Here is a 25,137-nt window from a genome sequence, read left to right on the forward strand (position 1 = left end):
GTGTGCAAGGGCAAGCGGTACAACCGGGAGACCCTGGAGGTGCGCTACAAGGGCAAGAACATCTATGAGGTGCTGGATATGACGGTGGAGGAGGCCCTCCCCTTCTTCGAGCACCTGCCCAGGCTGTACAACAAGCTCCAGACCCTGTACGAGGTGGGCCTGAGCTATGTAAAGCTGGGCCAGCCCTCCACCGAGCTGTCCGGCGGCGAGGCCCAGCGGGTGAAGCTGGCCACCGAGCTGGCCAAGCGCTCCACCGGCAAGACCATCTATATCCTGGACGAGCCTACCACCGGCCTGCACACCGCCGATGTGCACAAGCTCATTGAGGTACTGCAAAAGCTGGTGGAGGCAGGCAACACAGTGGTGGTTATTGAGCACAATCTGGATGTGATCAAGACTGCCGACCATATCATTGATCTGGGTCCCGAGGGGGGCTCCGGCGGCGGCACCGTCGTGGCAGTTGGAACGCCGGAAGAGGTGGCCGCCTGCCCGGAGAGCTATACCGGGCAATACCTGAAGCGGATGCTGGAGCGGAAAGGAGTTTGAACAAAATGTCTCTTACTGTGGGATGCAAGGGGCGGTCTGAAACCGTGGTGACGGCGGAACACACCGCCGCAGCCGTGGGCAGCGGCTTGGTTCCCGTGTTTGCCACGCCCTATATGATCGCTCTGATGGAAAACGCCGCCGTCAATGCGGTGCAGGCCCAGTTGGAGGAGGGGCAGGGTACCGTGGGTACCCGTCTGGAGGTCACCCACGACGCCGCCACTCCCGTGGGCATGAAGGTATGGGCTCAGGCGGAGCTCACCGCCGTGGAGGGCAAAAAACTTACCTTTGCCGTCCAGGCCTTTGACGAGGCCGGCCCCATCGGCGGCGGTACCCATGAGCGGTTTGTCATTGCCGTGGATCGGTTTCTCAGCAAGGCGGAAGCCAAAAAGGGAGGTCAATAAAACCTATGTCCATTGAAAACTGCCGGGCCTACCTGCGGGAGCGGGGATATGAGGACCGGGTCCGGGAATTTGACGTGTCCAGCGCCACGGTGGAGCTGGCCGCCCAGGCGGTGGGCTGTGAGCCCGCCCACATCGCCAAAACGCTCTCCTTCGTCCATGAGGACGGAGCCATCCTCATTGTGTGCGCCGGAGACGCCAAAATCGACAACACCAAATTCAAGGCCCAATTCCACCACAAGGCCACCATGCTCACCCCCGACCAGGTGGTGGAATTTACCGGCCACACCATCGGCGGGGTGTGTCCTTTTGCCATCACCCACCCCAAAGTGGTCACCTATCTGGATGTGTCCCTGAAACGGTTCGAGACCATTTACCCCGCGGCGGGCAACGCCGCCTCCGCCGTGCGTCTCAACTGCGGCGAGCTGGAGGAGCTGGCGGGCAGCAGCGGGTGGATCGACGTGTGCAAGGGCTGGCAGTAAGCCCGCCGGGAAAGGAAGGTGTGCATGATGCGAGAGCGGCTGAAAAACCTCAGCGTCAGCTTTGTGGTGCTCTCCATCCTTTATGTGCTGTTGGGCCTGGTGCTGCTCATCTGGCCCACTACGGTGATGGACGGACTGTGCTATTTCACCGGCGGCATCCTGCTGCTGTACGGCGTGTGTGCCATCGTGGGCTTCTGCCGGGCGGCGGAGCGCAGGGCGGGCAGTTTCCTCGCCCTGTTCCTGGGGATTGTGGCCGCCTCTGTGGGAGCGGTGCTGCTGCTCCAGCCCCTCCTGTTCCAGAGCATCCTCACGGTGATTCTGGGCCTCTACATTCTCATCGACGGGCTGCTCAACCTGAAACGGGCGCTGGAGCTGCACCGGCTGGAGCATATGGGCTGGGTCCTGTACCTGGTCCTGTCCCTGATCACGGTGGCCCTGGGCGCGGTGGTGGTTTTCCGCCCCATGCTGGCCGGCGTCACCCTGGTGCGCCTCATCGGCGGCTCCCTGCTCTATTCCGGCGCCGCAGATTTGTGGACCCTGTTCCAGCTCTCCCGCTGGACAAAAGCCTACCGCAAAACCCATCCGGTGGAGGTGGACCCGGTGGACCTGGATTAGGCAATGCACCGTTCACCCCGAGACGGCGAAAGTCTTTTTGTTTGAACTTGCATATTTCGCCTGTTTTGCCGGTCGTTTTCCTGTCAAATGAAATAAATCGAGTTGAATTATGCAGATCCTCTTGACTTCCCTGTTTCAACGCGCTATAATGCCCACATGGTTGAGGACAAAGACGTTCCCGGCATACTGTGCCGAGGGTCTTTGTCCTCTTTCTATTTGAAGGAACGAAAGGGGTTTCTTGCAATGGCGTATACCAAGGAAGACATTATCCGTATGGTCAAAGAGGATGACATCGAGTTCATCCGCCTCCAGTTCACCGATATTTTCGGTCAGCTGAAAAACGTGGCCATTACCGCCTCCCAGATTGAGAAGGCAGTGAATAACCAGATCATGTTTGACGGTTCTTCCATCGAGGGCTTTGTGCGCATCGACGAGTCGGATCAGTATCTCTATCCCGATCTGAACTCCTTCGTGGTCTTCCCCTGGCGGCCCAGCCACGGCAAGGTGGCGCGGCTGATCTGCGACGTGTACAATCCGGACGGCACCCCCTTTGTGGGCGATCCCAGGGGCGTGCTCAAGCGGGTGCTGCGCAAGGCGGCGGATATGGGGTATGACGCCTTTCATGTGGGACCCGAGGCGGAGTTCTTCCTCTTCCAGACCGACGACGAGGGCAAGCCCACCACCAAGACAAACGACGAGGCGGGCTATTTCGACCTGGGTCCCCTGGACCACGGGGAATCCACCCGGCGGGAGATCTGCATGGCTCTGGAGCAGATGGGCTTTGAGATCGAGGCCAGCCACCACGAGGTGGCCCAGGGCCAGCACGAGATCGACTTCAAATATGCCGACGCCCTGCGCACCGCCGACAATATCATGACCTTCAAGCTGGCGGTGAAGACCCTGGCCCAGAAGAACGGACTTCACGCCACCTTTATGCCCAAGCCCATTTTCGGTATCAACGGCTCCGGTATGCACACCAACATGTCTCTGTTCCGCAAGGGCAAAAACGTCTTCTATGATCCCGACGGGGAGAAGGGCCTTTCCAAGGAGGCGTACAGCTTCATCGCCGGTCTTCTTGCCCACGTGAAGGGTATGGCGGCGGTGACCAACCCCCTGGTCAACTCCTACAAGCGGCTGGTACCCGGCTATGAGGCGCCCTGCTACCTGGCCTGGTCGGCCTCCAACCGCTCCGCCCTCATCCGCATCCCTGCCGCCCGCGGCCAGTCCACCCGCGTAGAGCTGCGCTCCCCCGACCCGGCCTGCAACCCCTATCTGGAGCTGGCCGCCTGTTTGGCCGCCGGTCTGGACGGCATTGAGCGGGGGCTGACGCCTCCACGTGAGGTGACGGAGAACATCTTTGCCATGGATCAGGCCACCCGGGAGGCCCACGGCATCGAAAGCCTGCCCGGCTCTCTGGAGGAGGCCATCGCCGCCCTGGAGGCCGATCCGCTCATTCTGGACACCCTGGGAGAGCACGTGGCATCCAACTACATCGAGGGCAAGAAGAAGGAGTGGGAGGAGTACCGCACCCGGGTCTCCTCCTGGGAACGGGAAAAATACATCATCAACTACTAAAGCTGCGGTGCCTGGGGCGCGGGGGAGTTTGAAGCGCTCGGGCTGGGTATACTGTACGGCAGGCGCCCGGAGAGGAGAGACGGGAAATGGAGCGGATCATCCTTGCGCTGACCCGGGAGGCACACAACCGGCGGGTCAAGGAGGTGCTGGAGGGAGCGGGCGCGGCCTCCTGCCTCATCTGCACCTCCGCCGATCAGGTACGGCGGGCGGCGGCCAAATACCACATCGACGTGGTGGTATGCGGATATAAGCTGGGGGATCAGCCCGTTGAGCTGTTGGCCGGCGATCTCCCCCCCACCTGTTCCCTGCTGGTGCTGGCACCCCAGGACCGGCTGGAGCTGCTGAACGGCGAGGGACTGTTTCCGCTGTCCACGCCGGTTAGCCGGCGGGATCTGGTGGCCGCCGTCCAAATGCTGCTCGGCATGACACACAGCCCGGAGCTCCACGCCGTCCCACAGCGCTCCTCCCAGGAGCAGGCGCTCATCCTCCAGGCCAAGCAGCTGCTCATGGACCGGCACGGCATGACCGAACCCCAGGCCCACCGCTTTCTCCAGAAGGCCAGTATGGACCGGGGCGCCCGGCTGGTCCAGACGGCCCAGCTGGTTCTGGAGAGCGCGCTGATCTGAATCGGCAAGAGACAAAGCGGTCTCGCGGCGGCAGTCCGCAGACGCGGCTGCCGCCGCTTTCCCATCCATGCCCGCGGAAGGTCCCGGCGGCTTTTTTCCGCAGGCGCCACAACACAACCTGGAAAGGGGACTGGCACATGAACACAGAGGGTTATCCCCAGCGGGGCCTGTATCACCCTTCATTTGAACATGACGCCTGCGGAATCGGCGCCGTGGTGGATATCAAGGGCCGCCCAAGCCACCAGACGGTGGATGACGCGCTGAAAATCGTGGAAAAGCTGGAGCATCGCGCCGGAAAGGACGCCGAGGGGAAGACCGGCGACGGAGTGGGCATTCTGCTCCAGATCTCCCATACCTTCTTTGCCCGGGTGGCGGAGGAGCTCGGCCTCTCCCTCCCCGGCGCCAGGGAATATGGGGTGGGCATGTTTTTCTTCCCCCAGGATGCGCTCAAGCGCAACCAGGCCAAGAAAATGTTTGAATTCATTGCGGCCAGGGAGGGCATGACCTTTCTGGGCTGGCGCACCGTGCCGGTTTGCCCGGATATTTTGGGCCGCAAGGCCAGGGACAAAATGCCTTGGATCGAGCAGTGCTTTGTCCGGCGTCCCGACGGCACGGAGCCTGGGCTGGACTTTGACCGAAAGCTCTACGTGGCACGGCGGGTGTTTGAACAGTCCAACGATAACACCTATGTGGTCTCCCTGTCCAGCCGTACGGTGGTATACAAGGGCATGTTCCTGGTCCGCCAGCTGCGGGCCTTCTACCCCGACCTCCAGGCGCCGGACTATGCCAGCGCCATCGCTCTGGTCCATTCCCGCTTCTCCACCAACACCAATCCCTCCTGGGAGCGGGCGCATCCCAACCGGCTCATCGCCCACAACGGTGAAATCAACACCATCCGGGGCAATGCGGACCGGATGCTGGCCCGGGAAGAGACCATGTCCTCCCCTTTGCTGGAACAGGACATGGACAAGCTGCTCCCGGTGATCAACGTGTCCGGCTCCGACTCGGCCATGCTGGACAACACCCTGGAATTTCTCATGATGGGCGGTATGGACCTGCCACTGGCGGTCATGGCCTGTATTCCGGAGCCCTGGAGGGGCAGCAAGTCCATTTCCCGGTCCAGGCGGGACTTGTACCAGTATTACGCCACCCTGATGGAGCCCTGGGACGGCCCGGCCGCCATCCTGTTCTCCGACGGCGATGTGGTGGGCGCTGTGCTGGACCGCAACGGGCTGCGCCCCTCCCGCTACTACGTCACCGCCGACGAGCGGCTCATCCTGTCCTCCGAGGTGGGCGTACTGGACCTGCCCGCCGGACAGATTCTTCAGAAATCCCGCCTTCAGCCCGGGCGGATGCTGCTGGTGGACCTGCGGCAGGGCCGGCTGATCAGCGACGAGGAGCTCAAGGAATCCTACGCCGCCCGCCGCCCTTACGGCGAGTGGCTGGACCAAAATCTGATCCATCTGGCCGATCTGCCCGTTCCCAACCAGCGGGTACCCACCCGCACCCGAACCGAGCGGCAGCGCCTGCGCAAGGCCTTTGGCTACACCTATGAGGATGTACACGACACCATCCTGCCCATGGCACGCACCGGCGCCGAACCCACCGCCGCCATGGGCGCCGATATCCCCCTGGCGGTACTGGATTGCCAGGATCAGCCTCTCTTCCAATACTTCAAGCAGCTTTTCGCCCAGGTGACCAACCCGCCCATCGACGCCATTCGGGAAGAGATCATCACCGACACCACGGTGTATGTGGGGGATGACGGCAACCTTCTGGAGGAAAAGGCGGAAAATTGCCGGGTGCTCCAGATTCAAAACCCCATCCTTACCTCCACCGGCCTGATGAAAATTAGAGCCATGGATCAGCCCGGCTTCCATGTGGCCACCGTCTCCATCCTCTGCTACAAAAACACCCCTCTGGACCGGGCGCTGGATCACCTGGAGGTGGCGGTGGACCGGGCCTGGCGGGAGGGCGCCAATATCATCATTCTGTCCGACCGGGGTGTGGATGAAAATCACGTGGCCATTCCCTCCCTGCTGGCCGTGTCCACGATGGAACAGCACCTGATCCGCACCAAAAAGCGTACCGCCGTCTCTATCCTGCTGGAGTCGGCCGAACCGCGGGATGTACACCACTTCGCCACCCTGCTGGGCTACGGCGCCCGGGCCATCAATCCCTACCTGGCGGAGGAGACCATTGTGGAGCTGATCGAGGAGGGGCTGCTGGACAAGGACTTCCACACCGCCGTGGCCGACTACCACGCCGCCATCCTTCACGGCATTGTCAAGATCGCCTCCAAGATGGGAATCTCCACCCTCCAGTCCTACCAGTCCGCCCAGATTTTCGAGGCGGTAGGCATCAGCCGGGAGGTCATTGACCGCTGCTTCACCAATACCGTCTCCCGGGTGGGAGGGATCGGCCTGAAGGAGCTTGCAGACATGGTGGAGCGCAACCACTCCAGAGCCTTTGACCCCCTGGGACTGGACGTGGATCTGGAGCTGGACAGTCTGGGGACCCACAAGGCGCGGGCCGGCGGCGAGGACCACCTGTACAATCCCCGTACCATTCACCTGCTCCAGCAGGCCACCCGCCGGGGAGATTACGAGTTGTTCCGGCAGTATACCGACCTGGTGGATGACGAAACCTGTCCCCACACTCTCCGGGGCCTGCTGGACTTCCGGTTTGCTCAGACCCCCCTTCCCCTGAGCGAGGTGGAAGGCGTGGATGCCATCGTCCGGCGCTTCAAAACCGGAGCCATGAGCTATGGCTCCATCTCCCGGGAGGCCCACGAGTGCCTGGCGCAGGCCATGAACCTACTGGGCGGCAAATCCAACTCGGGAGAGGGCGGCGAGGAACGCGACCGCCTGGACGACCCGAAACGCTCCTCGGCCATTAAGCAGGTGGCCTCCGGCCGCTTCGGCGTCACCAGTGAATATCTGGTCAGCGCCAAGGAGATTCAGATCAAAATGGCCCAGGGTGCCAAGCCCGGCGAGGGCGGTCACCTGCCTGCCGGCAAGGTCTATCCCTGGATCGCCAGGTGCCGCCACTCCACACCCGGCGTCACCCTCATCTCCCCGCCGCCCCACCACGACATCTACTCCATTGAGGACCTGTCCCAGCTTATCTACGACCTGAAAAGCGCCAACCGGCAGGCCCGCATTTCGGTCAAGCTGGTCAGCGAGGCGGGCGTGGGTACCATCGCCGCCGGCGTGGCCAAGGCAGGGGCGCAGGTGGTGCTGATCTCCGGCTATGACGGCGGCACAGGCGCCGCCCCCCGGACCTCCATCCACAACGCCGGCCTGCCCTGGGAGCTGGGGCTGGCCGAAACCCACCAGACGCTTATCCAGAACGGCCTGCGCTCCCGGGTGGTGGTGGAGACCGACGGCAAGCTCATGTCCGGCCGGGATGTGGCCATTGCCTGCATGCTGGGGGCGGAGGAATTCGGCTTTGCCACCGCCCCTCTCATCACTCTGGGCTGCGTTATGATGCGGGTATGCAACCTGGACACCTGTCCCGTAGGGATAGCCACCCAGAATCCGGAGCTGCGCAAGCGGTTTGCCGGGAAGCCGGAGTATGTGGTCAACTTTATGCGCTTTATCGCCCAGCAGCTGCGGGAGCTTATGGCAAAGCTGGGCGTGCGCACGGTAAACGAGCTGGTGGGCCGCACCGATCTGCTGTGCGTCCGCCGTCCGGCGGTCAACCAGCGGGCGGCCACGGTGGATCTGTCCCCTCTGCTGGACAGTCCCCGTGCCGATGACGGCGTCAAAACTCACTTCAATCCCGCCGACGCATATGACTTCCACCTGGAGGAAACTGTGGATTTGAAGGTGCTGGAAAAAAAGCTGGGTAAGGCGCTCCGCAGCGGGGAACCCAGGCGGCTGGAGCTGGCCGTATCCAGTACAGACCGGGCGGTGGGGACTATTTTAGGCTCTGACGTCACCCGGCTGCACAAAAATAGCCTGCCTGCGGATACCTTCACCGTCAAATGTACCGGCGGCGGCGGACAGTCCTTCGGCGCCTTTCTCCCCAAGGGGGTCCGGCTGGAGCTGGAGGGGGACGCCAATGATTACCTGGGCAAGGGGCTGTCCGGAGGTACCATCGTGGTCTATCCCCCTCGGGACAGCGTCTTCGATCCCGCCGCCAATATTCTGGTGGGCAACGTGGCGCTGTACGGCGCCACGGGCGGCGCCGCCTTCCTCAACGGCATAGCGGGTGAGCGGTTCTGCGTACGCAATTCCGGCGCCACCGCCGTGGTGGAGGGCGTGGGGGACCACGGCTGCGAGTATATGACCGGCGGCGTGGTGGTCGTGCTGGGTCCCACGGGCAAAAATTTTGCCGCCGGCATGAGCGGCGGCGTAGCCTATGTGCTGGACGAAAACCGGGACCTGTATCTGCGGCTGAACAAGACACTGGTCTCCATGGACCAGGTCACCGGGCAGCAGGATATTGCCCAGCTGCGGGGACTGATTCAGGCCCATGCGGACGCCACCGGTTCCCCCAGGGCCAGAGACATTCTGGCGCACTTTGCCCACTATCTGCCGCTGTTCAAAAAGCTGCTGCCCTGCGACTACGACCGGATGCTGCGCACCATCGCCCAGTACGAGGAAAAGGGGATGTCGCGGGAGCAGGCCCAGGTGGAAGCCTTCTACGTGACCACCAGAAAGGTGGGGGAATGACAATGGGAAAACCAACCGGATTTATGGAATATCATCGTCAGGGAAATCCCTCCCAGCCGCCTCTGGAGCGCATCCGGCACTACCGGGAGTTCCATCCGCGGCTGGGCCGGGAGGAGCGGCGGCGTCAGGGCGCCCGGTGCATGGAGTGCGGCATCCCCTTCTGTCAGTCTGGGGCGGTGCTGGGCGGCATGGTCTCCGGCTGTCCCTTGCGCAATCTGGTCCCTGAGTGGAACGATTTGATCTACACCGGCAACCTGGGCCATGCCCTGGACCGACTGCTGAAAACCAACAACTTCCCTGAATTTACCGGCCGGGTATGCCCCGCCCTGTGCGAGGCGGCCTGCACCTGCGGGCTTCACGGTGAGCCGGTCACCATCAGGGAAAATGAGCTGGGCATCATTGAGGAGGCCTGGGAGAAGGGCCTGATCCAACCCCACCAGCCCTCCATCCGGACGGGCAGGCGTGTGGCGGTGGTGGGCTCCGGCCCCGCCGGCCTGGCCTGCGCCGATCAGCTCAACCGGAGGGGCCATACCGTCACCGTCTTTGAGCGGGAGGACCGGCCCGGCGGCCTGCTCATGTATGGCATTCCAAATATGAAGTTGGAGAAATCCGTCGTCCAGCGGCGGGTGGATCTGATGGCCGCCCAGGGCGTCACCTTCCGCACCGGCGCGGACGTGGGGCGGAACGTGGCGGCGGAGGAACTGAGGAAAGGGTTTGACGCGGTGGTGCTCTGCTGCGGCGCCTCTAAGCCCCGGGACCTGGACATTCCAGGCCGGGAGGCCGACGGGGTGTACTTTGCCGTGGATTTTCTCAAGGAGACCACCCGCGCTCTGCTCACCTCCGGATTGGACGGCGGAGGTCATCCCAGCGCCAGGGACAGACAGGTGGTGGTCGTCGGCGGCGGCGACACGGGCAATGACTGCGTGGCCACCTGTATCCGCCACGGCTGCGCCCATGTGGTCCAGCTGGAGATGCTGCCCAAACCGCCCGCAGCCCGGCGGGAGGATAACCCCTGGCCGGAGTGGCCCAGGGTATGCAAAACCGACTATGGACAAGAGGAGGCCATTGCCCTGTTTGGCCACGACCCCAGAATCTACCAGACCACCGTCACCGGACTGATTGCCGATGAACAGGGGAGCCTTCAGGGTGTCCAAACCGTCAGGCTGGACGGTGCGCTGAAGCCGATTCCCGGCACGGAAGCGGTGCTGGACTGCCAGCTGCTGCTCATTGCCGCCGGCTTCCTGGGTGCGCAGGAGTATGTACCCCAGGCCTTTGGAGCTGTGCTCACGCCACGCACCTGCGTCGGCACCGCCGCTGGCCAATATGCCACCAGTGTACCCGGCGTATTTACCGCCGGCGACATGCATCGGGGCCAATCCCTGGTGGTATGGGCAATCCGCGAAGGCCGGGAGGCCGCCCGTGAGGTGGACCACTACCTGATGGGATACAGCACCTGACCTGTCTTTGCCCCCGGGGCGGCCAGCCCCGGGGGCGTTTTCGCCCAGCAGAGGGCGGACAAGAGAAGGCCGGAGGCGGCCGCCTGCATCGGCGGCCGCCTCCGGCCTCTCGGGGGTTGGTAAACCAACGGACTCCCCGCACACATCCAGCGGTGTGAGGAGCGCCGCTTACCACGAAAACGAAAACTGCACCCAAATGGGTGCAGCCATTGGGCCGCCGGCTACCGGCAGCCATTGCACCCTCTCTGGATCGGAGCGGATTGTTCGTGCGTCATACGCAGGCAGGTATTCTGACTCAGGCATCCGGCGCAGCGCCCGCCTTCCCGGAGTTTCCTCCAGTGGCAACTGGGCGCCGCTTTGCCTATACAGCAACGGCATTGTGCGGGATTCTCACCCGCTTCCCTCTTACGTGCATAAGGATATGCACCTGCGTACCCATATGATTCATTTGTCGGGCCGCCGGCCGGCCCGCCCAACAGGGCGGGCCGGGACGGCGGACACGTTTTTTATGCCATCTCCTGCCAGTTGGCCGGATAGACAAAGTAGGCGTACCGGGCCTTGTCCGGCGTCTGGAAATGGATGTGGCTGCCCTTGGGGATGTAGATGATATCCCCGGGGCCGCCGGAGACAATGCGGCCGTCGATTTCAATCTCCAGCGTTCCGTCGATCACCATGTCGTACTCGTCATAGGTCAGGGTCCACTCAAAGCTGGTGTGATCCAGCTCCATGATCCCGCAGCCCATGCGGGGAGCCTCCTCCAGGGTGACCACGTCCTTCAGGCTGACGCCTTCCTGCTCAAACGGCTCGCACTTGACGGTGCTGGTCTTGATGCCGATGATGCCGCTGGGGTCCACCTGCCGCACAAAGCCGGGGCCGGACTTGCCGGTGGCCTCCTCCAGCACCTTGGTGACAATTTCACGGATCAGTGCTTCGCTTACATTCATAATGCGCTCCTGTTTCTCTTACATCTTGGTGGCGTTGATCTTGGCCAGCAGCTTGGGAGAGAGAATGTTGGCCAGGATGATGGCGGTAATACCGGCCACCAGCTTGCCCACGATCACGGGGAAGATCATGTCGGGGTTGTTGCCGGCGGTGAAGCCCAGGTGGTCGCCGAACACGAAGGCGGCGGACACGGCAAAGGCCACGTTGAGCAGCTTGCCCTTGGGATTCATCTCGCCCATGATGTTGAACATGGCGATGTTGTTGGCCAGGTTGGCCACCATACCGGCAGAGCCCTTCTCATCCATACCCAGGGCGCCGCCGATCTTGGACAGGGCGCCGCCGAAGGTGCGGGTAATCCACTCCACCATGGGGAAGGCGCCGATGAGGACGATGGCGATCTGGCCGCAGACCAGCAGGCCGCTGTCCAGACCCCGGGAGCCGTCGGCGGGATTCTCCACCATAATGTGGAATACGGGGAACATGATGCCGGTAATCTGCTCAAACACCGCGATGGCCGTGAGGGCGGTGATGACGATGGTGACGCCGGTGCCGAACTTGTTGAAGCCGTTGATCATGGGGCCGGGGGCAAACCACAGGCCGATGCAGATCAGGCCGGCAATGATGATAACCGGCACCAGATTGATGAGAATGCGGGTAATGCCCAGCTCATAGGGAGTGAACAGGTCCATGATCACGCCGCCGGCAATACAGCCGATGGGGACGGTAATCAGGCCGGCCAGCACACCGGCGCCCAGGTAGGGCCGGTCTTCCTTCTTGATAATGGACAGAGCCACCGGGATGGTGAACACGATGGTGGGACCCATCATGGTACCCAGAATCAGACCGGCGAAGTTGCCGATAGACTCATCAGCGGCCAGCTGCATGGCCAGAGGATAGCCGCCCATGTCGCAGGCCAGCAGGGTGGTGGCAAACATGGAGGCGTCGGCGCCAATCATGGTGTACAGGGGCTTGATGATGGGGCCAAGCACCATGGACAGCACGGGAGCGGCTGCCACAACGCCGGCCATGGCCAGGGCCAGAGGACCCATGGCGTTGAAGCCCTCTTCAAACTTCTCGCCATAGCCCAGCTTGTTGCCCCGGATCTTGTCCACGGCACCTACGATCATGAAGATCATCATGATCATCATAATCACAGAGTTGATGGAGATGTTCTGGATCCATGCGGAGATACTCTCGGTAAACACACTGCCGTCAGCGGCGGCTATCAGTTCACTGAAATCCATACGCTTCTCACTCCTTTTCAATCATAAACACACAACAGCAGGGGTGGGATTACTCACATAATGCTTTGAAACAGCTTGGGCGCGGGACGCGGGATCACGGTGGTACCCACCAGCAGCTCGGCGTGCTCCGCCGCCGCGGCCACCGCCGCCCGGACAGCACCCACATCGCCGGTGAGGGTCACATAGCCCTTGCCGCCGATGGCGTAGCCGATGCGCACCTCAATAAGGGTCACATTGGCCGCCTTGGCCGCCACGTCGGCGGCAGTGATGGCGGAAGCCACGGAGTAGAACTCCAGAACACCCAGGGCGCCGCCCTGAGGTACCTGCGTGGTCATGCTGATGGCGGGGATCAGCTGGGGATGGACGTTGGGCAGCAGCAGCGTGTCCACCACATACTCGCCCCCCCGGCGGATGCCCTCCGCCATGGACGCCTTCACGTCACCGGTGTCTCCCGCAATGAGAATCATGTACTTTCCGGGGCAGACGGTGGAGGAGCGGATGAGGTCCACCTGCGCCGCCTTTACCATGTAGTCGCAGGTCTCGATGCCCCGGGCAATGCTGGTCAGCTCCACCATGCCGATGGCCATTCTCATGCCGATTCAACCTCCTTCCGGCGCAGCCACACGCCTGCCGGTGTGATTTCTTCCACCACGCCGTCCATACTGGCGTGGATGTTGGCGGACAGGCCCTCCGCCGCCTGGCCCAGCAGCTCGCCGCAGGCCACCCGCTCCCCCACCGCCTTCACGGGAAGGGCGGGCTTGCCGATGTGCTGCTGCATGGGAATGCACACCCGCTCCGGCTCCAGCGTAATGCAGCTGTGGGCATGCAGGCCGTTGTAGGCCGCCAGACCCAGCCTGGCAATCAGCCGGTCCGTGGGCGTCTTGCGCGCATCCGCAAACTCCCGGGCGTGCGGTTCCATGTTCCGGGGAACCTGGATTCCCCGGCTGCGCAGCTCCCCTTTCAGGTAGCTGTTCACCTTCCGGGGGGACAGCCCCATGGGACAGGCAAACATCTCGCACACTCCGCAGTCACAGCAGTTGGCCGCGTCTCCAAAGGTGGCCAGATACGCCTCGTTGTCCTCCACACCCTTCTCCCGCCAGAGGTTCCGCATCATCAGATGGGGACGGATCTGGTGGCCGATGAGGTAGCGGGGACACAGGTCGGTACACATCCGGCACTGAATGCAGGCGCTTTTGGCCTGGTGCCGGATGGCGTCCATGGACAGGGCCGCCCGGCGGAACAGATAGTGATCGGGGGGCAGGACAATCAGGTTTCCGGTGGTCTTGGTCACCACCGCCTCCTCCATGGCTGCCGGCTCGGTGAGCACCTTGCCCATCATGGGTCCCCCCACAATGAGGGCGTACTTGCCAATGGTGGGAGACGCGGCGGCCACACACTGGGTCAGCGGCGTGCCGATGGGGACATAGAGCATCACCGGCTCCTTTACCTCTCCCACCACGGACAGGTACTTGTGGGTGACGGGGCGGCCCTCCAGGGCGTCCATGATGTTGAGCAGGGTACCCACGTTGTCCACCACACAGCCCACGTCCAGGGGCAGGCCCCGCTCGGGTACCGAGCGGCCGGTGACCTGCTCCACCATGGTCTGTTCATCCCCGGCGGGATAGAAGGTCTTCATCGGAAAGATCTCCACCTCCGCCCGGAGGCGGCGGATCGCCTCCTCCAAGGCGGAGATCTCCGCCTGATACTTGCCCTTCAGGGCAATGACGGCCCGCTTCGCACCCAGATGGGCGGACACCGCCGCGGTAGCCGCCACAATCCGGTCGGGAAACGTCCGGCACAGGTACTTGTCGGTCTCAATCAGCGGCTCACACTCCGCGGCGTTCACCAGGAAGCACTCCGCCTTGGCCGACAGCTTCACATGGGTGGGAAAGCCGGCCCCGCCGGCTCCCACCACACCGGCGGCCTTGACCGCTTCTGTCAGATTCATTCTGGACCATTCCTTTCACGGGCATCCCCGTTACAGCTCGGGCAGCGCACTCTGGTCAACCTCCTGGTCGTCCACGATGCCCACAACAGTGGCGTCCACGGGGATGCTCATATCCCCGGCCGCACTCCGGGCGGAGCTGCCCCCTACCACCAGTACCGTCTCGCCCACACCGGCGCCGATGATATCCGCCGCCACAATGGGGCAGCGGTCCTTCCCGCCTGTGAGCACGTTCAACGGCTGCACCAGCAGCAGCTTCAGTCCCGCCAGTTTTTCCTCCTTGCGGGTGGCCCAGATGGTGCCGATGACTTTGGCAACTTTCATTCCAATGACCATTCCTTTCCCGGTTTTTGCGGCTCATGGGAGGCCGGGCTTAGCCCAGCTCCAGACGAATGCCCCGGTCCTTGGCGCAGTCCTTGGCCAGAGCGGTGAGAATGCATTTAGCCGGCAGGCGGATACAGGTCACCTTGGCCGCCGCGGCGTCGGAAACGTCCTTTTCCGTCAAAACCCGCTTCTCCAGCCGCAGTTCCCGCTCCTGACAGGCGCAGGGCGTGGGAGCAGGGGCGGACCGCTCCGCCCTCGGGCCGGATTCCCCGCAGCCGGCGAGAACATGCTCCAGATTGCTCTGGCTGCATATCACCGCGCCGGAGGCAGTCAGCAGGTTCAGATGGGCCTCCAGCGCCGCATAATAGGGCGCCGGCGCCGTGGTGGCATAGCGGTACAGCTCCACCTGCTCGGTGAGGATGTAGACTCGCTTTCCCATCAGAATGGCCTGGGAGGCCATGCGGGTGTAGGGCGTGTCGCAGATGCCCAGGGCCAGCTTGCTCAGCACGTCGTTGGTCAGCTGACACAGTACCACGCAGGACTGGGCGGACAGGTCCGCCACATCCTCCGGACGGCAGGCACAGGTGATGGCAAACCGCTCCTTCAGCGCGGCGTTGTCCAGCACCTGGGTGCAGCACTGGTCTTCCGTCTGACTCAGCACCAGCAGGCCGGGTTTCCCGGCGGGCTCACCGGCGGGGTCCTGCCCCGCATCCGCCGCCTCGCCGGCTGCCGCCAGCTTGGCCGCCACACGGGCCAGAATCTCGTCAATGAGCTTGCTCTGCTCCATATCGCTCCCTCCTTTCCCGTTAAAGTTTGCAGTTCATGGCGATGCCCGCAGGCGTCACCAGAAAGGGATTGGCCGGCTTGATTGTGTGGATGCCGGTCACTTTTTCAAAAACTTCCTCAATGCCGGTCAGGCAGCAGGTGCCGCCGCACAGATAAATGGTGTCGGCGTCCGCCTTTGTCACGTAGCGTTTGACGATGCTGCCCATTTTCTCCAGCACCGGCCGTACCACCGGCAGGATCTCCCGGTGGCGGGAATAGTCCTGCTTGATGGCCTCGGCCTCTTCAAAGGGAATATGGTAGTTGCCCGCCAAAACCAGAGACAGGTGGGTGCCGCCGGTAGGCTCGTCCTCGGTCTGGACCACCACCCCGTCCTTCAGCACCGCCAGACCGGTGGTGCCGCCGCCGATGTCCACCACCACGCCGTTTTCAATCTGGTAAATGGCGTTGGCGGCGGAGGGCTCGTCCAGGATGTCGGTGACCTCGAACCCCGCCCCCTCGGCCACGTACTGGTGGGTGCGGGCGCTGGACTCCGTCCCCGCCGGCATGGCAATGGCACAGTTTTCCAGCTCCGTCCCCAGCCGGGCCTCCAGCTTCTCCTTCAGCTCCCGGACAATGCGCAGCGCGCCGGTGTAATCCACCACCACGCCGTCCCGCAGGACCTGAGCCGCCCGCTTCTCGCAGGCCACGGGGTTGTTTTCCTCATCCAGCACCACCAGCACGATATAGGCCGTACCCAGGTCCACTCCGGTCTTGAGCTTGTGGCCCACCGGGCGGAAGGTGGTGGTTTCGGATGCCTCCACGCGGGCGAGGTAAGCGTTTACGCGGTCCAGATCCATCATGTCGCAGAGCTCCTTCTCTGATAAAATGTGGGACTACCGGATGATCTTTCCGAGGGTGAAGCCATGTACCATGGCCGCGTTGGCCTCGTCAACATCAATGTGCATTTTGCAGCTGAACTGGGTGCTCACCCGGATGATCACATCCTTGAACACCACCGGCCGCTCCGTCATCACCGCAACGGAAACCCGCTGCTTGTCCTTCAGATTGAAGCGGATAGAGTCGGGAGCGGTGACGTGGATGTGATTGTGGGCGATGATGACTCCCTCCTCCAGCTCCAGAGTGCCGCAGGGACCCTGGATGGTGATGGAGCCGGAACCCTTTACATCCCCGGATTCCCGGACGGGGGCCTCCACGCCCAGCGCCAGACAGTCGCTGCGGGAGAGCTCCACCTGGGTGGCGCTCCGGGCGGGACCCAGCACCGCCACCCGCTCTTTTGTCCCCTTGGGGCCGATGAGGGTTACCCGTTGCTCCGCCAGGAATTGTCCCGGCTGAGAGAGGGGGCGCCGGTGGGTGAGCACCGAGCCCGGCCCGAAGAGATACTCCACATGGGCCTGCGACAGGTGTACGTGGCGGGCAGATACCTCCACCTCCACCATGCCGGCACTGTGGACGGCGTCCATGACGGCAGATACGATCTCTTTCATGCCCGGCCAGCCTCCTTAACGGTACTGGCCCGCCAGGTACATGCACATCATGATGTGCATGGCGCTGGACAGGCGGTTGAGCTCCTCCACAAGATCCGGGCGGGTACACTTGCTCCCCGCCTGGAAAGCCGCGGCAGCCGCCACCTCCGTCTCCCGGACGGCGGCCCGGAGCTGGTTGAGCAGGGCATAGTCCCGGCCCATGGTGTGATCGGGCAGCAGCATCTGCTGGATGCCGAAGAATTTTTGGGGATTGTGGGACCGCTCCCGCAACTCCTGGTGGGTCAGGCCGATGATGGTCTGTCTGGTGTAGGCCTCGTCCAGCACGTCACAGCGCATCAGCTCCCGCAGGTTATCCAGGATGTTCCCCAGATCATCCACCAGCTTCTGGCTGCCGTCCGCGGCAATCAGGGCCTGATCCAGCACCACCAGGGCCTGGAGACTGTCCAGCTTGCCCCGGAAGAGAATCCGGGGATGGCTCTTGACCACCAGCTCGTTGCCGCACAGCTGGGTCATGTGCTCCGGCTTCTCCATGTAGAAAGCGCCGGTCTCATGGTCCCGGTACTTCGCGCTGGGTACAGCCGCGGGGGCGGCGGCAGGCGCCGCCGCTGCGGGAGCGGCGGGCGCCGCCTCCGGGGGCTTGCCCTTGGCGATTTTGATCTTGCGCTGCTGCAGATATTCCCGCGCCGCGGGGGTGAGGATCTTACCCTCCGGCACATAGTAGGTCTCGGGCTGAGCGTTTCTCAATTCCAGCCGGAGGAAATCCTCAGTAATTGCTTTCAAGCGCTCCACCCCTTCCTTTGCTTGTCGGGTACGGGCCTAATAGGCCCGCGCCTTATTTCTCCAGAGAGGGCAGGATAAACTCCACCTCGTTGTGGGGGCGGGGAATCACGTGGACGCTGATCAGCTCGCCCACACGCTCGGCTGCCGCGGCACCGGCGTCGGTGGCAGCCTTCACGGCGCCTACGTCGCCGCGGACCATCACGGTGACCAGGCCGCCGCCCACATGGACCTTGCCGATGAGGGTCACGTTGGCCGCCTTCACCATGGCATCCGCCGCTTCAATGGAGGCTACGAGACCCTTGGTCTCGATCATACCCAGTGCCTGAGTCATAGTTGCCATATTGTATTACTCCTTTCGTTTTCCGTCTCTCAGCCGTCCAGACGGGGCAGAATGAATTCCACTTCCTCGTGGGGCCTGGGGATCACATGGACACTGATCAGCTCGCCCACACGCTCGGCCGCCGCAGCGCCGGCGTCGGTGGCGGCCTTCACGGCGCCTACATCACCCCGTACCATCACGGTAACCAGGCCGCCGCCCACATGGACCTTGCCGATGAGGGTCACGTTGGCCGCCTTCACCATGGCGTCCGCCGCCTCAATGGAGGCCACCAGGCCCTTGGTCTCAATCATGCCCAGTGCCTGTGTCATAGTTGCCATATTTGACCATTCCTTTCCGGAAACAATTCAGCGGAAATTTTGTTTACAGGGCCTGGATGCGGCAGATAATCCGCCGGACAATGTCATCAATGTCAATGTCCTCCAGGCTGGGCGCCGTACGGCACACTCCGTCGCTGCAATCGGGTACGCTGGCCCGGATGTCGTCCAGCTCCCGCTGGCCGTAGGCCACATACCGCAGGTTCAGAAGATGCATGGGACCCACGTTCTCCGAGGTGGCCGAGCCGCCCACCGCGCCGCAGCCCAGAGTAAGGGAGGGCTGAAGGCCGGTGGTGCCGCCGATGCCGCCCAGCGCGCCGGGGGTGTTTACCAGCACACGGGAGGCGGGAACCCGCTTGGCAAAGTAGTCTATCACCGCTTCATCCTTGCTGTGGATGATGAAGGTGTGGCCTGCGCCCTCATAGTGGAGAATCTCGCACACCTTGTCGCACACGTCCTTGTAGTCCGTGCCGGTGAAGAAGGCCAGGATGGGTCCCAGCTTCTCATTGGAGTAGGGGTGGCCACGGCCCACGCCGGTCTCGCGGGCCACCAGCACCCGGGCGGTGGGAGGCACCTTCTCCAGCCCGGCCAGGCTGGCGATGGTGGACACGCTGCGGCCCACGATCTCGGGGTTCATGGTGCCGTTGGCCCGCAGGATGAACTTCCCCAGCTTCTCCCGCTCCTCGTCGTCCAGGAAATAGGCACCCTGCTTCTCCATCTCGGCCTGGACGGCGGGAACCCTGTCCTCGTCACAGATGATGGACTGCTCGCTGGCGCAGATAGTGCCGTTATCAAAGGTCTTGGAGTCCAGAATGCGCTTTACCGCCAAGGGCAGGTCGCAGCTCTTCTCCAAATAGGCGGGACCGTTGCCCGGACCTACGCCGATGGCGGGGGTACCGGAGGAATAGGCCGCCCGTACCATGGCCGAGCCGCCGGTGGCCAGAATCATGGCCACATCCCGGTGGCGCATCAGATTGTCTGTGGCCTCCATGGTGGGGATGGTGATGCAGGACACCAGGTTCTCGTTGGCACCCGCTTCCGCCACCGCTTGACGGATCACCTTCACCGTCTCCAGAATGCAGCGCAGGGCGGTGGGATGGGGAGAGAACACAATGGCGTTGCCCGCCTTGATGGCAATCTCCGCCTTGTACAGCGCCGTGGAGGTGGGGTTGGTGGAGGGAATCAGACCGGCAATCACGCCCACAGGTACCGCCACGGTGCGAATACCTCTGGCGTCGTCCCGGCTGATCTCTCCAATGGTCTTCATGTTTTTCACGTGCTCGTAGACGCCCTGACTGGCGAATACGTTTTTGATGACTTTGTCATCCACAATGCCGAAGCCGGTATCCTCATGGGCCATCTGGGCCAGCCGCCGGGCGTTGCGCACGCCCGCGTCGGCTATGGCGCGCACAATGCGGTCCACCTGGGCCTGACTCATGGCGGCCAGCTCCTGCTGGGCCACCTTGGCCGCCTCTACCAGCTCCCGGACCTCCTGCATGGACAGAAGATCTTTATCGATCAGCTGCATAGCTTGCTCCATTCCTTTCCGTAGGAATTACGCCGGGGACGGACAGCGGAATGGGAATCAGACCGTTCCACCGTCCAAAAAGGCACGGATCGCCGTCAGCAGCTCCTCCCGCTTGGCAAACCGGATCTCCTTCTTGGTCATGCTGGTGAGCCCCATCTGTCGGGCTGCGGCCCGCAACTTGACCACCGAGAGGTGCTCCAGCTCCCCGAAGGTGGCGGGAGCCGGCTGGCTGTCCGCCCGGACGGGCGGAACCTCCGGCTCAAGCGCGGGTGCAGGCTCCGGCTCCGGTTCAGGCGCCGGCTCGGGCGCCGGGCCAGGCTCCGGATCGGGCTGCTCCGGCGTGGGATCCAGTCCGCCCAGGATGTACTCCACCTCCCCGTGGGGGCGGGGAATGACATGGACGGAGATGAGCTGACCCACCCGTTCCGCCGCCGCGGCGCCGGCGTCGGTGGCGGCCTTTACGGCCCCCACGTCCCCCCGGACCATGACGGTGACCAGGCCGCCACCCACGTGCTCCTTGCATTGCAGGTCCACGTTGGCGGCCTTTACCATGGCGTCCGCCGCCTCAATGGCGGCCACCAGTCCCCGGGTCTCGATCATACCCAGTGCCTTCATACGTACCTCCGTTCACAGACCTTGTCAGGTCCTTTTCCGTCCGTCAGATCTTGGGCTGATCGGCTACGGACTCCACGGCGGCGGCAAAGGCGTCGCAGGCAGATTTGCAGGCGGACTGGCTGCCGGTGAGCAGTGCGCCGCCGAAGTTGGTCTCAGAGGGGGGCGCGTAGAGCACGCACATCCGCACATCGGCGGCCTTCAGCGCGGCATCCACACCGTACATAGCCTCCAGAGGCGGTGCGATCAGATAGGCCAGCGCCTCGCCCTCCTGGATGCCGGCGCCCTCGGACAGGTAGGAGCCGGTGCGGGAGATGCAGTGGGCATAGTAGCACACGCTGTCATCCTCATTGGCGGAGATGAAATGGGCCACGTTCTCAATCATGTCCACGCAGGCTTCCAGACCAGCCTTGGCCTCCGCCGGGTTGGGACCGGCCAGAATGCCGATGATCTCGCCGGCCAGAGCGGTGTTGGCGTTGGCGGCGCCGGCATAGAAGCTTTTGGCGTAGACCACCTTGACGTCGGCCTTCTTGGTGGCCTCGTCCAGGGCGGTGTAGGTGACGTCATCACAGTCGGCAGTGATGATGGCCAGGGACTTCTGATCGGGGGTAAGGTTCAGCTCCTTGGCCATGTCGGGGGCTACGTTGGGAATCAGACGGGTAGCCAGGACATGTGCGGGCAATGGATCTCTTTTCATGGTATGTTCCTCCCTACTCCTTAAAGTTTCAGATCGGTGCCGCTGGCCTTCTTCTCAAGCATGATCTTGATGATCTCGGCGATGTGGGCGCCGGCTTCGGCGGGAATGGTACCCGCCCGGTGGATGTTGGACACCACGGTGCGGCGGGCCTCGGGCATGCCCACGGTGGCCTTGTAGGCAATGTAGGCGGACATGGACTCGGCGGTAATCAGGCCGGGCCGCTCACCGATGAGGGTGCAGGTGACGTCGGCTCCGGTGAGCTCGGAAATCTCATCCATGACGCCCACGCGGCCGTACTTCACAAAGAAGGGGGTACCCACGTCGATCTTGAAGCTCTGCAGGCCCTGCAACAGCGCGGGCAGCAGGTCGGGAATGTTCGCCGCCACAGAGGCGGAGGACAGGCCGTCGGCCACATAGATCTGCACGGTGGGGTTCTTCTTGCACTTCTCCTTCAGGGTGGCCACCGCTTCGGCGCTGAGCTTACGGCCCAGGTCGGGACGGGTCAGATAGGTGTCCTTGCAGTCGCACTGGGTCTGAACGATGAACAGGCCCTGAGCCTTGACAAATTCCTCGTCCACGTCGTTGAACACCGCGTCCTGGGCGGCGGAATGGGCGGCCCGGAATTCCAGCTGGGGCAGGGTCTTATAGCGGGCGCCGGCCTTGCCGATCCCCAGACGGCAGGGAGCGTTGAACTTCAGTTCGGCATATTCCTCGCCGTTCTCCGGCTCCTCTACCAGGTACTGCGTGCGAATGTCGATCTCGGTGATGTCGGGGATGCAGCCCTCTTCCACCTGGGAAGCCTCCCCGGCGGGTGCGGCGCAGCAGGCTGCGGCGGGGGCAGACCCTCCGGCGTTCATCTCGGCCAGCACCTGCTCGATGATGGTTCTTAAATCCTTCTCATTCATAGCGTGCACCTCCCTCCTTATTTACGCAGGAACACGGAAGCGTCGCCCGCCTTGGGGGTCAGCTTGCCGTTCTCGGAGAAGCCCATCTTCTCCATCCAGGCGTCGAACTCCTTGATGGGACGCAGCCCGAAGATCTCGCGGAGGGCGGCGGCCTCGTGGAAGCCGGTACACTGATACATCAGCATGCAGTCATCGCCCTGGGGAACGCCCATGACGTAGTTGCAACCGGCAGCCACCAGCAGAGTGGCCAGGTTCTCAATGTCGTTCTGGTCCGCCTTCATGTGGTTGGTGTAGCAGGCGTCGCAGCCCATGGAGATGCCGGTGAGCTTGCCCATGAAATGGTCCTCCAGACCGGCGCGGGTCACCTGCTTGGCGTCATACAGATACTCGGGGCCGATGAAGCCCACCACCGTGTTCACCAGGAAGGGCTGGAAGTGACGGGCCAGGCCGTAGCAGCGGGCCTCCATGGTCACCTGGTCCCAGCCGTTGTGCGCCTCGGAGGACAGCTCGGAACCCTGGCCGGTCTCGAAATAGTTCACGTTGGGTCCGGTGGAGGTGCCTCTGGAGAGCACCATGTCCCGGCCGTCCTGGATCATCTGGGCGGTAACACCGAAGGCCTCGTTGCCCTTCTGGGAGCCGGCAATGGACTGGAACACCATGTCCAGCGGCGCGCCGAACTTCTCAGCGGCCTCTACCTGGGTGGTGATGTGGGCCAGAACAGAACACTGGGTGGGGATTTCCCACTTGTTCTTGAACTCATCCAGCATCTTCAGCAGCCGGGCCACAGACTCCACCGAGTCGTCCACCGGGTTGATGCCGATCACCGCGTCGCCGCAGCCTACCGACAGGCCCTCCATCACGGAGGCGATGATGCCCTTGGGGTCGTCGGTGGTATGGTTGGGCTGGAGGCGGGAGGAGAAGGTGCCGTCCACACCGATGGTGGTGTTGCAGTGGGCCTGCACCCGCATCTTCTTGGCAGCGTAAATCAGGTCCAGGTTGCTCATCAGCTTGCACACGCCGGCCACACACTCGGAGGTCAGGCCCCGGGAGGCGTGGCGGATCATGGCGGTGGTGGTCTTCTCGCTGAGCAGCCACTCACGGAACTCGGAGACCGTCATGCCCTTGAACTGGTTGAAAATGGTCTCGTTGATGTCGTCCTGGATGATGCGGGTGACCTCGTCCTCCTCGTAGGGGACGGCGGGGTTGTTGCGCAGATCATTCAGGGTCAGATGAGAGAGCACTACCTTGGCGGCCACCCGCTCCTCCGCGGTCTCCGCGGCGATGCCGGCCAGCTTGTCGCCGGACTTCTCCTCGTTCGCCTTCGCCATGACCTCACGTACGGACTTGAACTCATAGACGTGGCCAAACAGCTTTGTTTTTAAGATCATGCTACTTCACCTCTCATATATCCTTGTCAGGAATTGAAGATCAAGGTCTTGATGACCACGGGCAGCACCTGCCCGCCTGCGATGGGTTCTCCGATATCGATGTAGTCGCCGCTGAGAGTTTTGATACCGTCAATGCAGATCACGTCCTTCTTGTGCTCCAACAGCACGTTCAGGGCGTTGCCCAGCACTTTGCCGATATCGTTTTCCACCACCACGATCAATGGATAGGGACCTTGGATCACCTCCTTGGCACTTTTGATTACCGCCGCCGCCAATGCCTGAACCTCTGCAAAGCTGGTGCGCTTCTCTCCCGTAAAGGCAATGGCGATCTGCTCCGCCTTCCCCTCAGGCGTGAACAGGGGCATCTGCTGTATGATAGAGGCTTTCAGCGTCTCCAGCGACGCCTCATCCTCCGGCGATACTTTTAAAATGGGGATGTTCTTGATGGGCAGCTTGCTCCGCTCATAGCGGATGGTGCTGCCGCTCACCTCCGTGGTGTGGGTCCCCGCTCCCACCACAGTGGCCCGGATGGTCTCCGCCGCCTGACACAGCTCCACCCGGCTCAGATCCGGGTCGGCCCGAATGGCCTTTCCCAACAGCACTCCCACATCCCCGAAGCGGAACACGTCATTCTCCATCTTCTGGTAGATACAGTCTGCCACTCCTCCGGAGTAGGTCACCGCCTGTACCGCAGGCTGGGGCGGCAGCGCCCGGCCGTCGTTGGTGTACATGCCGGCGTGCTGGCCGTCCGCCGCCGTCAGATGGAGGGCCTGGGCCAGCTGGGCCGCCATCAGGCGGCACACCCCGTAGAGCTGCTCGGGATAGGCCCGGTCCCCCACCTGCACCTCAATGCCGTGGGCCTTGGCCAGAGCCTGTATTTTGGGATATACGTAGGAGATCCGGCCGTTGTCCACCTTGATGAGCCGGCCGCCCACATCCAGGCAGCAGGTTCCGCGCAGATTTCCCTTCTCATACAGGGCAATGTTGGTGGTGCCGCCGCCAATGTCCAGATTGGCCACTGTTATGCGCCGCTGCTTGGACAGCACGTCGGTTCCCGCCCCCCGGCCAGAGAGCACCGACTCCAGGTCGGGACCGGCGGTGGCCACCACAAAATCTCCCGCCAGATCGGACAGGGCGGAGAGCACCTCGTTGGCGTTCTCCTTTCGGGCCGTCTCGCCGGTAATGATTACCGCGCCGGTCTTCAGCTCCTCCGGCGTGATCCCCGCCGCCCGGTATTCCTCCCGTACAATCCGTTTCACCGCCTCCGCATCGATCTCCGTGGCCGAGCGCAGGGGGGTGAAGTAGATCTCGCTGCGGTAGATCACTTCCTTGTCCACAATGTTGATCCGCGGCACCATGTAGCTGCTTGCCTGGTTCTCAATGGTCAGACGGCTGAAAATCAGCTGGGTGGTGGAGGTGCCGATGTCAATGCCTACACTGAGAATGACTTCGTGCAAGTAATTCACCCGC

General features: G+C 63.0%; 24 protein-coding genes, 1 pseudogene and 1 riboswitch. Of the genes and pseudogenes, 8 read left to right on the forward strand and 17 right to left on the reverse strand.

Annotation, left to right across the window (positions count from 1 at the left end; genetic code table 11):
• The 8 genes from Q0J74_RS01595 to Q0J74_RS01630 all read left to right on the forward strand — a co-directional run.
• Positions 1–546 (forward strand): ATP-binding cassette domain-containing protein (locus Q0J74_RS01595; RefSeq protein ID WP_297209612.1); only part of this gene is annotated, 546 nt, incomplete at its 5' end.
• A gap of 5 nt (positions 547–551) precedes the next feature.
• Positions 552–947: a thioesterase family protein gene (locus Q0J74_RS01600; RefSeq protein WP_297209613.1), complete on the forward strand. Its 396-nt coding sequence runs from the start codon at positions 552–554 to the stop codon at positions 945–947.
• A gap of 5 nt (positions 948–952) precedes the next feature.
• Positions 953–1,426, forward strand: a complete 474-nt coding sequence (locus Q0J74_RS01605) for a YbaK/EbsC family protein (protein WP_297209616.1) — start codon at positions 953–955, stop codon at positions 1,424–1,426.
• A gap of 24 nt (positions 1,427–1,450) precedes the next feature.
• Positions 1,451–2,041 (forward strand): HdeD family acid-resistance protein, encoded by a 591-nt coding sequence (locus Q0J74_RS01610; protein WP_297209618.1) that lies wholly within the window; start codon positions 1,451–1,453, stop codon positions 2,039–2,041.
• A 243-nt stretch (positions 2,042–2,284) separates the two neighbouring features.
• Positions 2,285–3,616, forward strand: a complete 1,332-nt coding sequence (gene glnA / locus Q0J74_RS01615) for a type I glutamate--ammonia ligase (protein ID WP_297209621.1) — start codon at positions 2,285–2,287, stop codon at positions 3,614–3,616.
• Between the two features lie 86 nt (positions 3,617–3,702).
• Entirely contained in the window at positions 3,703–4,242 is a 540-nt protein-coding gene (locus Q0J74_RS01620; protein WP_297209624.1) for an ANTAR domain-containing response regulator, read from the forward strand.
• 137 nt (positions 4,243–4,379) lie between these two features.
• Positions 4,380–8,921, forward strand: a complete 4,542-nt coding sequence (gene gltB / locus Q0J74_RS01625) for a glutamate synthase large subunit (RefSeq protein ID WP_297209628.1) — start codon at positions 4,380–4,382, stop codon at positions 8,919–8,921.
• Between the two features lie 2 nt (positions 8,922–8,923).
• Complete coding sequence (locus Q0J74_RS01630; RefSeq protein ID WP_297209631.1) at positions 8,924–10,378, forward strand: glutamate synthase subunit beta; 1,455 nt, start codon at positions 8,924–8,926, stop codon at positions 10,376–10,378.
• Positions 10,379–10,640: 262 nt separating this feature from the next.
• A riboswitch (cobalamin riboswitch) is annotated at positions 10,641–10,824 on the reverse strand.
• Positions 10,825–10,884: 60 nt separating this feature from the next.
• On the opposite strand, the gene Q0J74_RS01635 is transcribed toward Q0J74_RS01630, so the two are convergent.
• The 17 genes and pseudogenes from Q0J74_RS01635 to eutA all read right to left on the reverse strand — a co-directional run bounded on the left by Q0J74_RS01635 (position 10,885) and on the right by eutA (position 25,124).
• Positions 10,885–11,322 (reverse strand): cupin domain-containing protein, encoded by a 438-nt coding sequence (locus Q0J74_RS01635; protein ID WP_297209634.1) that lies wholly within the window; start codon positions 11,320–11,322, stop codon positions 10,885–10,887.
• A gap of 18 nt (positions 11,323–11,340) precedes the next feature.
• Complete coding sequence (locus Q0J74_RS01640) at positions 11,341–12,564, reverse strand: ethanolamine utilization protein EutH (RefSeq protein WP_297209637.1); 1,224 nt, start codon at positions 12,562–12,564, stop codon at positions 11,341–11,343.
• Between the two features lie 53 nt (positions 12,565–12,617).
• The gene (locus tag Q0J74_RS01645) at positions 12,618–13,157 is read right to left on the reverse strand and encodes a BMC domain-containing protein (RefSeq protein ID WP_297209640.1); all 540 of its coding nucleotides are present in this window, start codon (positions 13,155–13,157) and stop codon (positions 12,618–12,620) included.
• Entirely contained in the window at positions 13,154–14,512 is a 1,359-nt protein-coding gene (locus Q0J74_RS01650; RefSeq protein ID WP_297209643.1) for a 4Fe-4S dicluster domain-containing protein, read from the reverse strand. Before Q0J74_RS01650 ends, Q0J74_RS01645 begins: the two co-directional genes overlap by 4 nt.
• A gap of 30 nt (positions 14,513–14,542) precedes the next feature.
• Positions 14,543–14,833 carry a EutN/CcmL family microcompartment protein gene (locus Q0J74_RS01655; protein WP_297209646.1) on the reverse strand — a complete coding sequence of 97 codons (291 nt, stop codon included), beginning with the start codon at positions 14,831–14,833 and terminating at the stop codon, positions 14,543–14,545.
• 49 nt (positions 14,834–14,882) lie between these two features.
• A complete protein-coding gene (locus Q0J74_RS01660) occupies positions 14,883–15,620 on the reverse strand; it encodes a hypothetical protein (protein WP_297209649.1) in 738 nt (245 codons plus the stop codon).
• A gap of 19 nt (positions 15,621–15,639) precedes the next feature.
• The gene (eutJ, locus tag Q0J74_RS01665) at positions 15,640–16,458 is read right to left on the reverse strand and encodes an ethanolamine utilization protein EutJ (protein WP_297209652.1); all 819 of its coding nucleotides are present in this window, start codon (positions 16,456–16,458) and stop codon (positions 15,640–15,642) included.
• Positions 16,459–16,491: 33 nt separating this feature from the next.
• Positions 16,492–17,103 carry a phosphate propanoyltransferase gene (gene pduL, locus Q0J74_RS01670; protein ID WP_297209655.1) on the reverse strand — a complete coding sequence of 204 codons (612 nt, stop codon included), beginning with the start codon at positions 17,101–17,103 and terminating at the stop codon, positions 16,492–16,494.
• A 15-nt stretch (positions 17,104–17,118) separates the two neighbouring features.
• The gene (locus Q0J74_RS01675; protein ID WP_297209658.1) at positions 17,119–17,892 is read right to left on the reverse strand and encodes an ATP-binding protein; all 774 of its coding nucleotides are present in this window, start codon (positions 17,890–17,892) and stop codon (positions 17,119–17,121) included.
• 43 nt (positions 17,893–17,935) lie between these two features.
• On the reverse strand, positions 17,936–18,223 hold the full coding sequence (eutM, locus tag Q0J74_RS01680; RefSeq protein WP_297209661.1) for an ethanolamine utilization microcompartment protein EutM: 288 nt from the start codon (positions 18,221–18,223) through the stop codon (positions 17,936–17,938).
• Between the two features lie 29 nt (positions 18,224–18,252).
• Positions 18,253–18,540 carry a BMC domain-containing protein gene (locus Q0J74_RS01685; RefSeq protein ID WP_297209665.1) on the reverse strand — a complete coding sequence of 96 codons (288 nt, stop codon included), beginning with the start codon at positions 18,538–18,540 and terminating at the stop codon, positions 18,253–18,255.
• Positions 18,541–18,583: 43 nt separating this feature from the next.
• Entirely contained in the window at positions 18,584–20,065 is a 1,482-nt protein-coding gene (locus Q0J74_RS01690) for an acetaldehyde dehydrogenase (acetylating) (RefSeq protein ID WP_297209667.1), read from the reverse strand.
• A gap of 357 nt (positions 20,066–20,422) precedes the next feature.
• A pseudogene (locus Q0J74_RS11085) lies at positions 20,423–20,680 on the reverse strand (BMC domain-containing protein); the annotation flags it as partial.
• A 43-nt stretch (positions 20,681–20,723) separates the two neighbouring features.
• Positions 20,724–21,374: an ethanolamine utilization microcompartment protein EutL gene (gene eutL, locus Q0J74_RS01700; RefSeq protein WP_297209673.1), complete on the reverse strand. Its 651-nt coding sequence runs from the start codon at positions 21,372–21,374 to the stop codon at positions 20,724–20,726.
• 20 nt (positions 21,375–21,394) lie between these two features.
• Positions 21,395–22,279, reverse strand: coding sequence for an ethanolamine ammonia-lyase subunit EutC (gene eutC / locus Q0J74_RS01705; RefSeq protein WP_297209676.1), 885 nt, complete (start codon positions 22,277–22,279; stop codon positions 21,395–21,397).
• A gap of 17 nt (positions 22,280–22,296) precedes the next feature.
• On the reverse strand, positions 22,297–23,667 hold the full coding sequence (locus tag Q0J74_RS01710) for an ethanolamine ammonia-lyase subunit EutB (protein ID WP_297209679.1): 1,371 nt from the start codon (positions 23,665–23,667) through the stop codon (positions 22,297–22,299).
• Positions 23,668–23,693: 26 nt separating this feature from the next.
• A complete protein-coding gene (eutA, locus tag Q0J74_RS01715; protein WP_297209681.1) occupies positions 23,694–25,124 on the reverse strand; it encodes an ethanolamine ammonia-lyase reactivating factor EutA in 1,431 nt (476 codons plus the stop codon).
• Between the last annotated feature and the right edge of the window lie 13 nt (positions 25,125–25,137).

The organism is uncultured Flavonifractor sp. (genome assembly GCF_944387675.1).
Lineage (GTDB): Bacteria > Bacillota > Clostridia > Oscillospirales > Oscillospiraceae > Flavonifractor.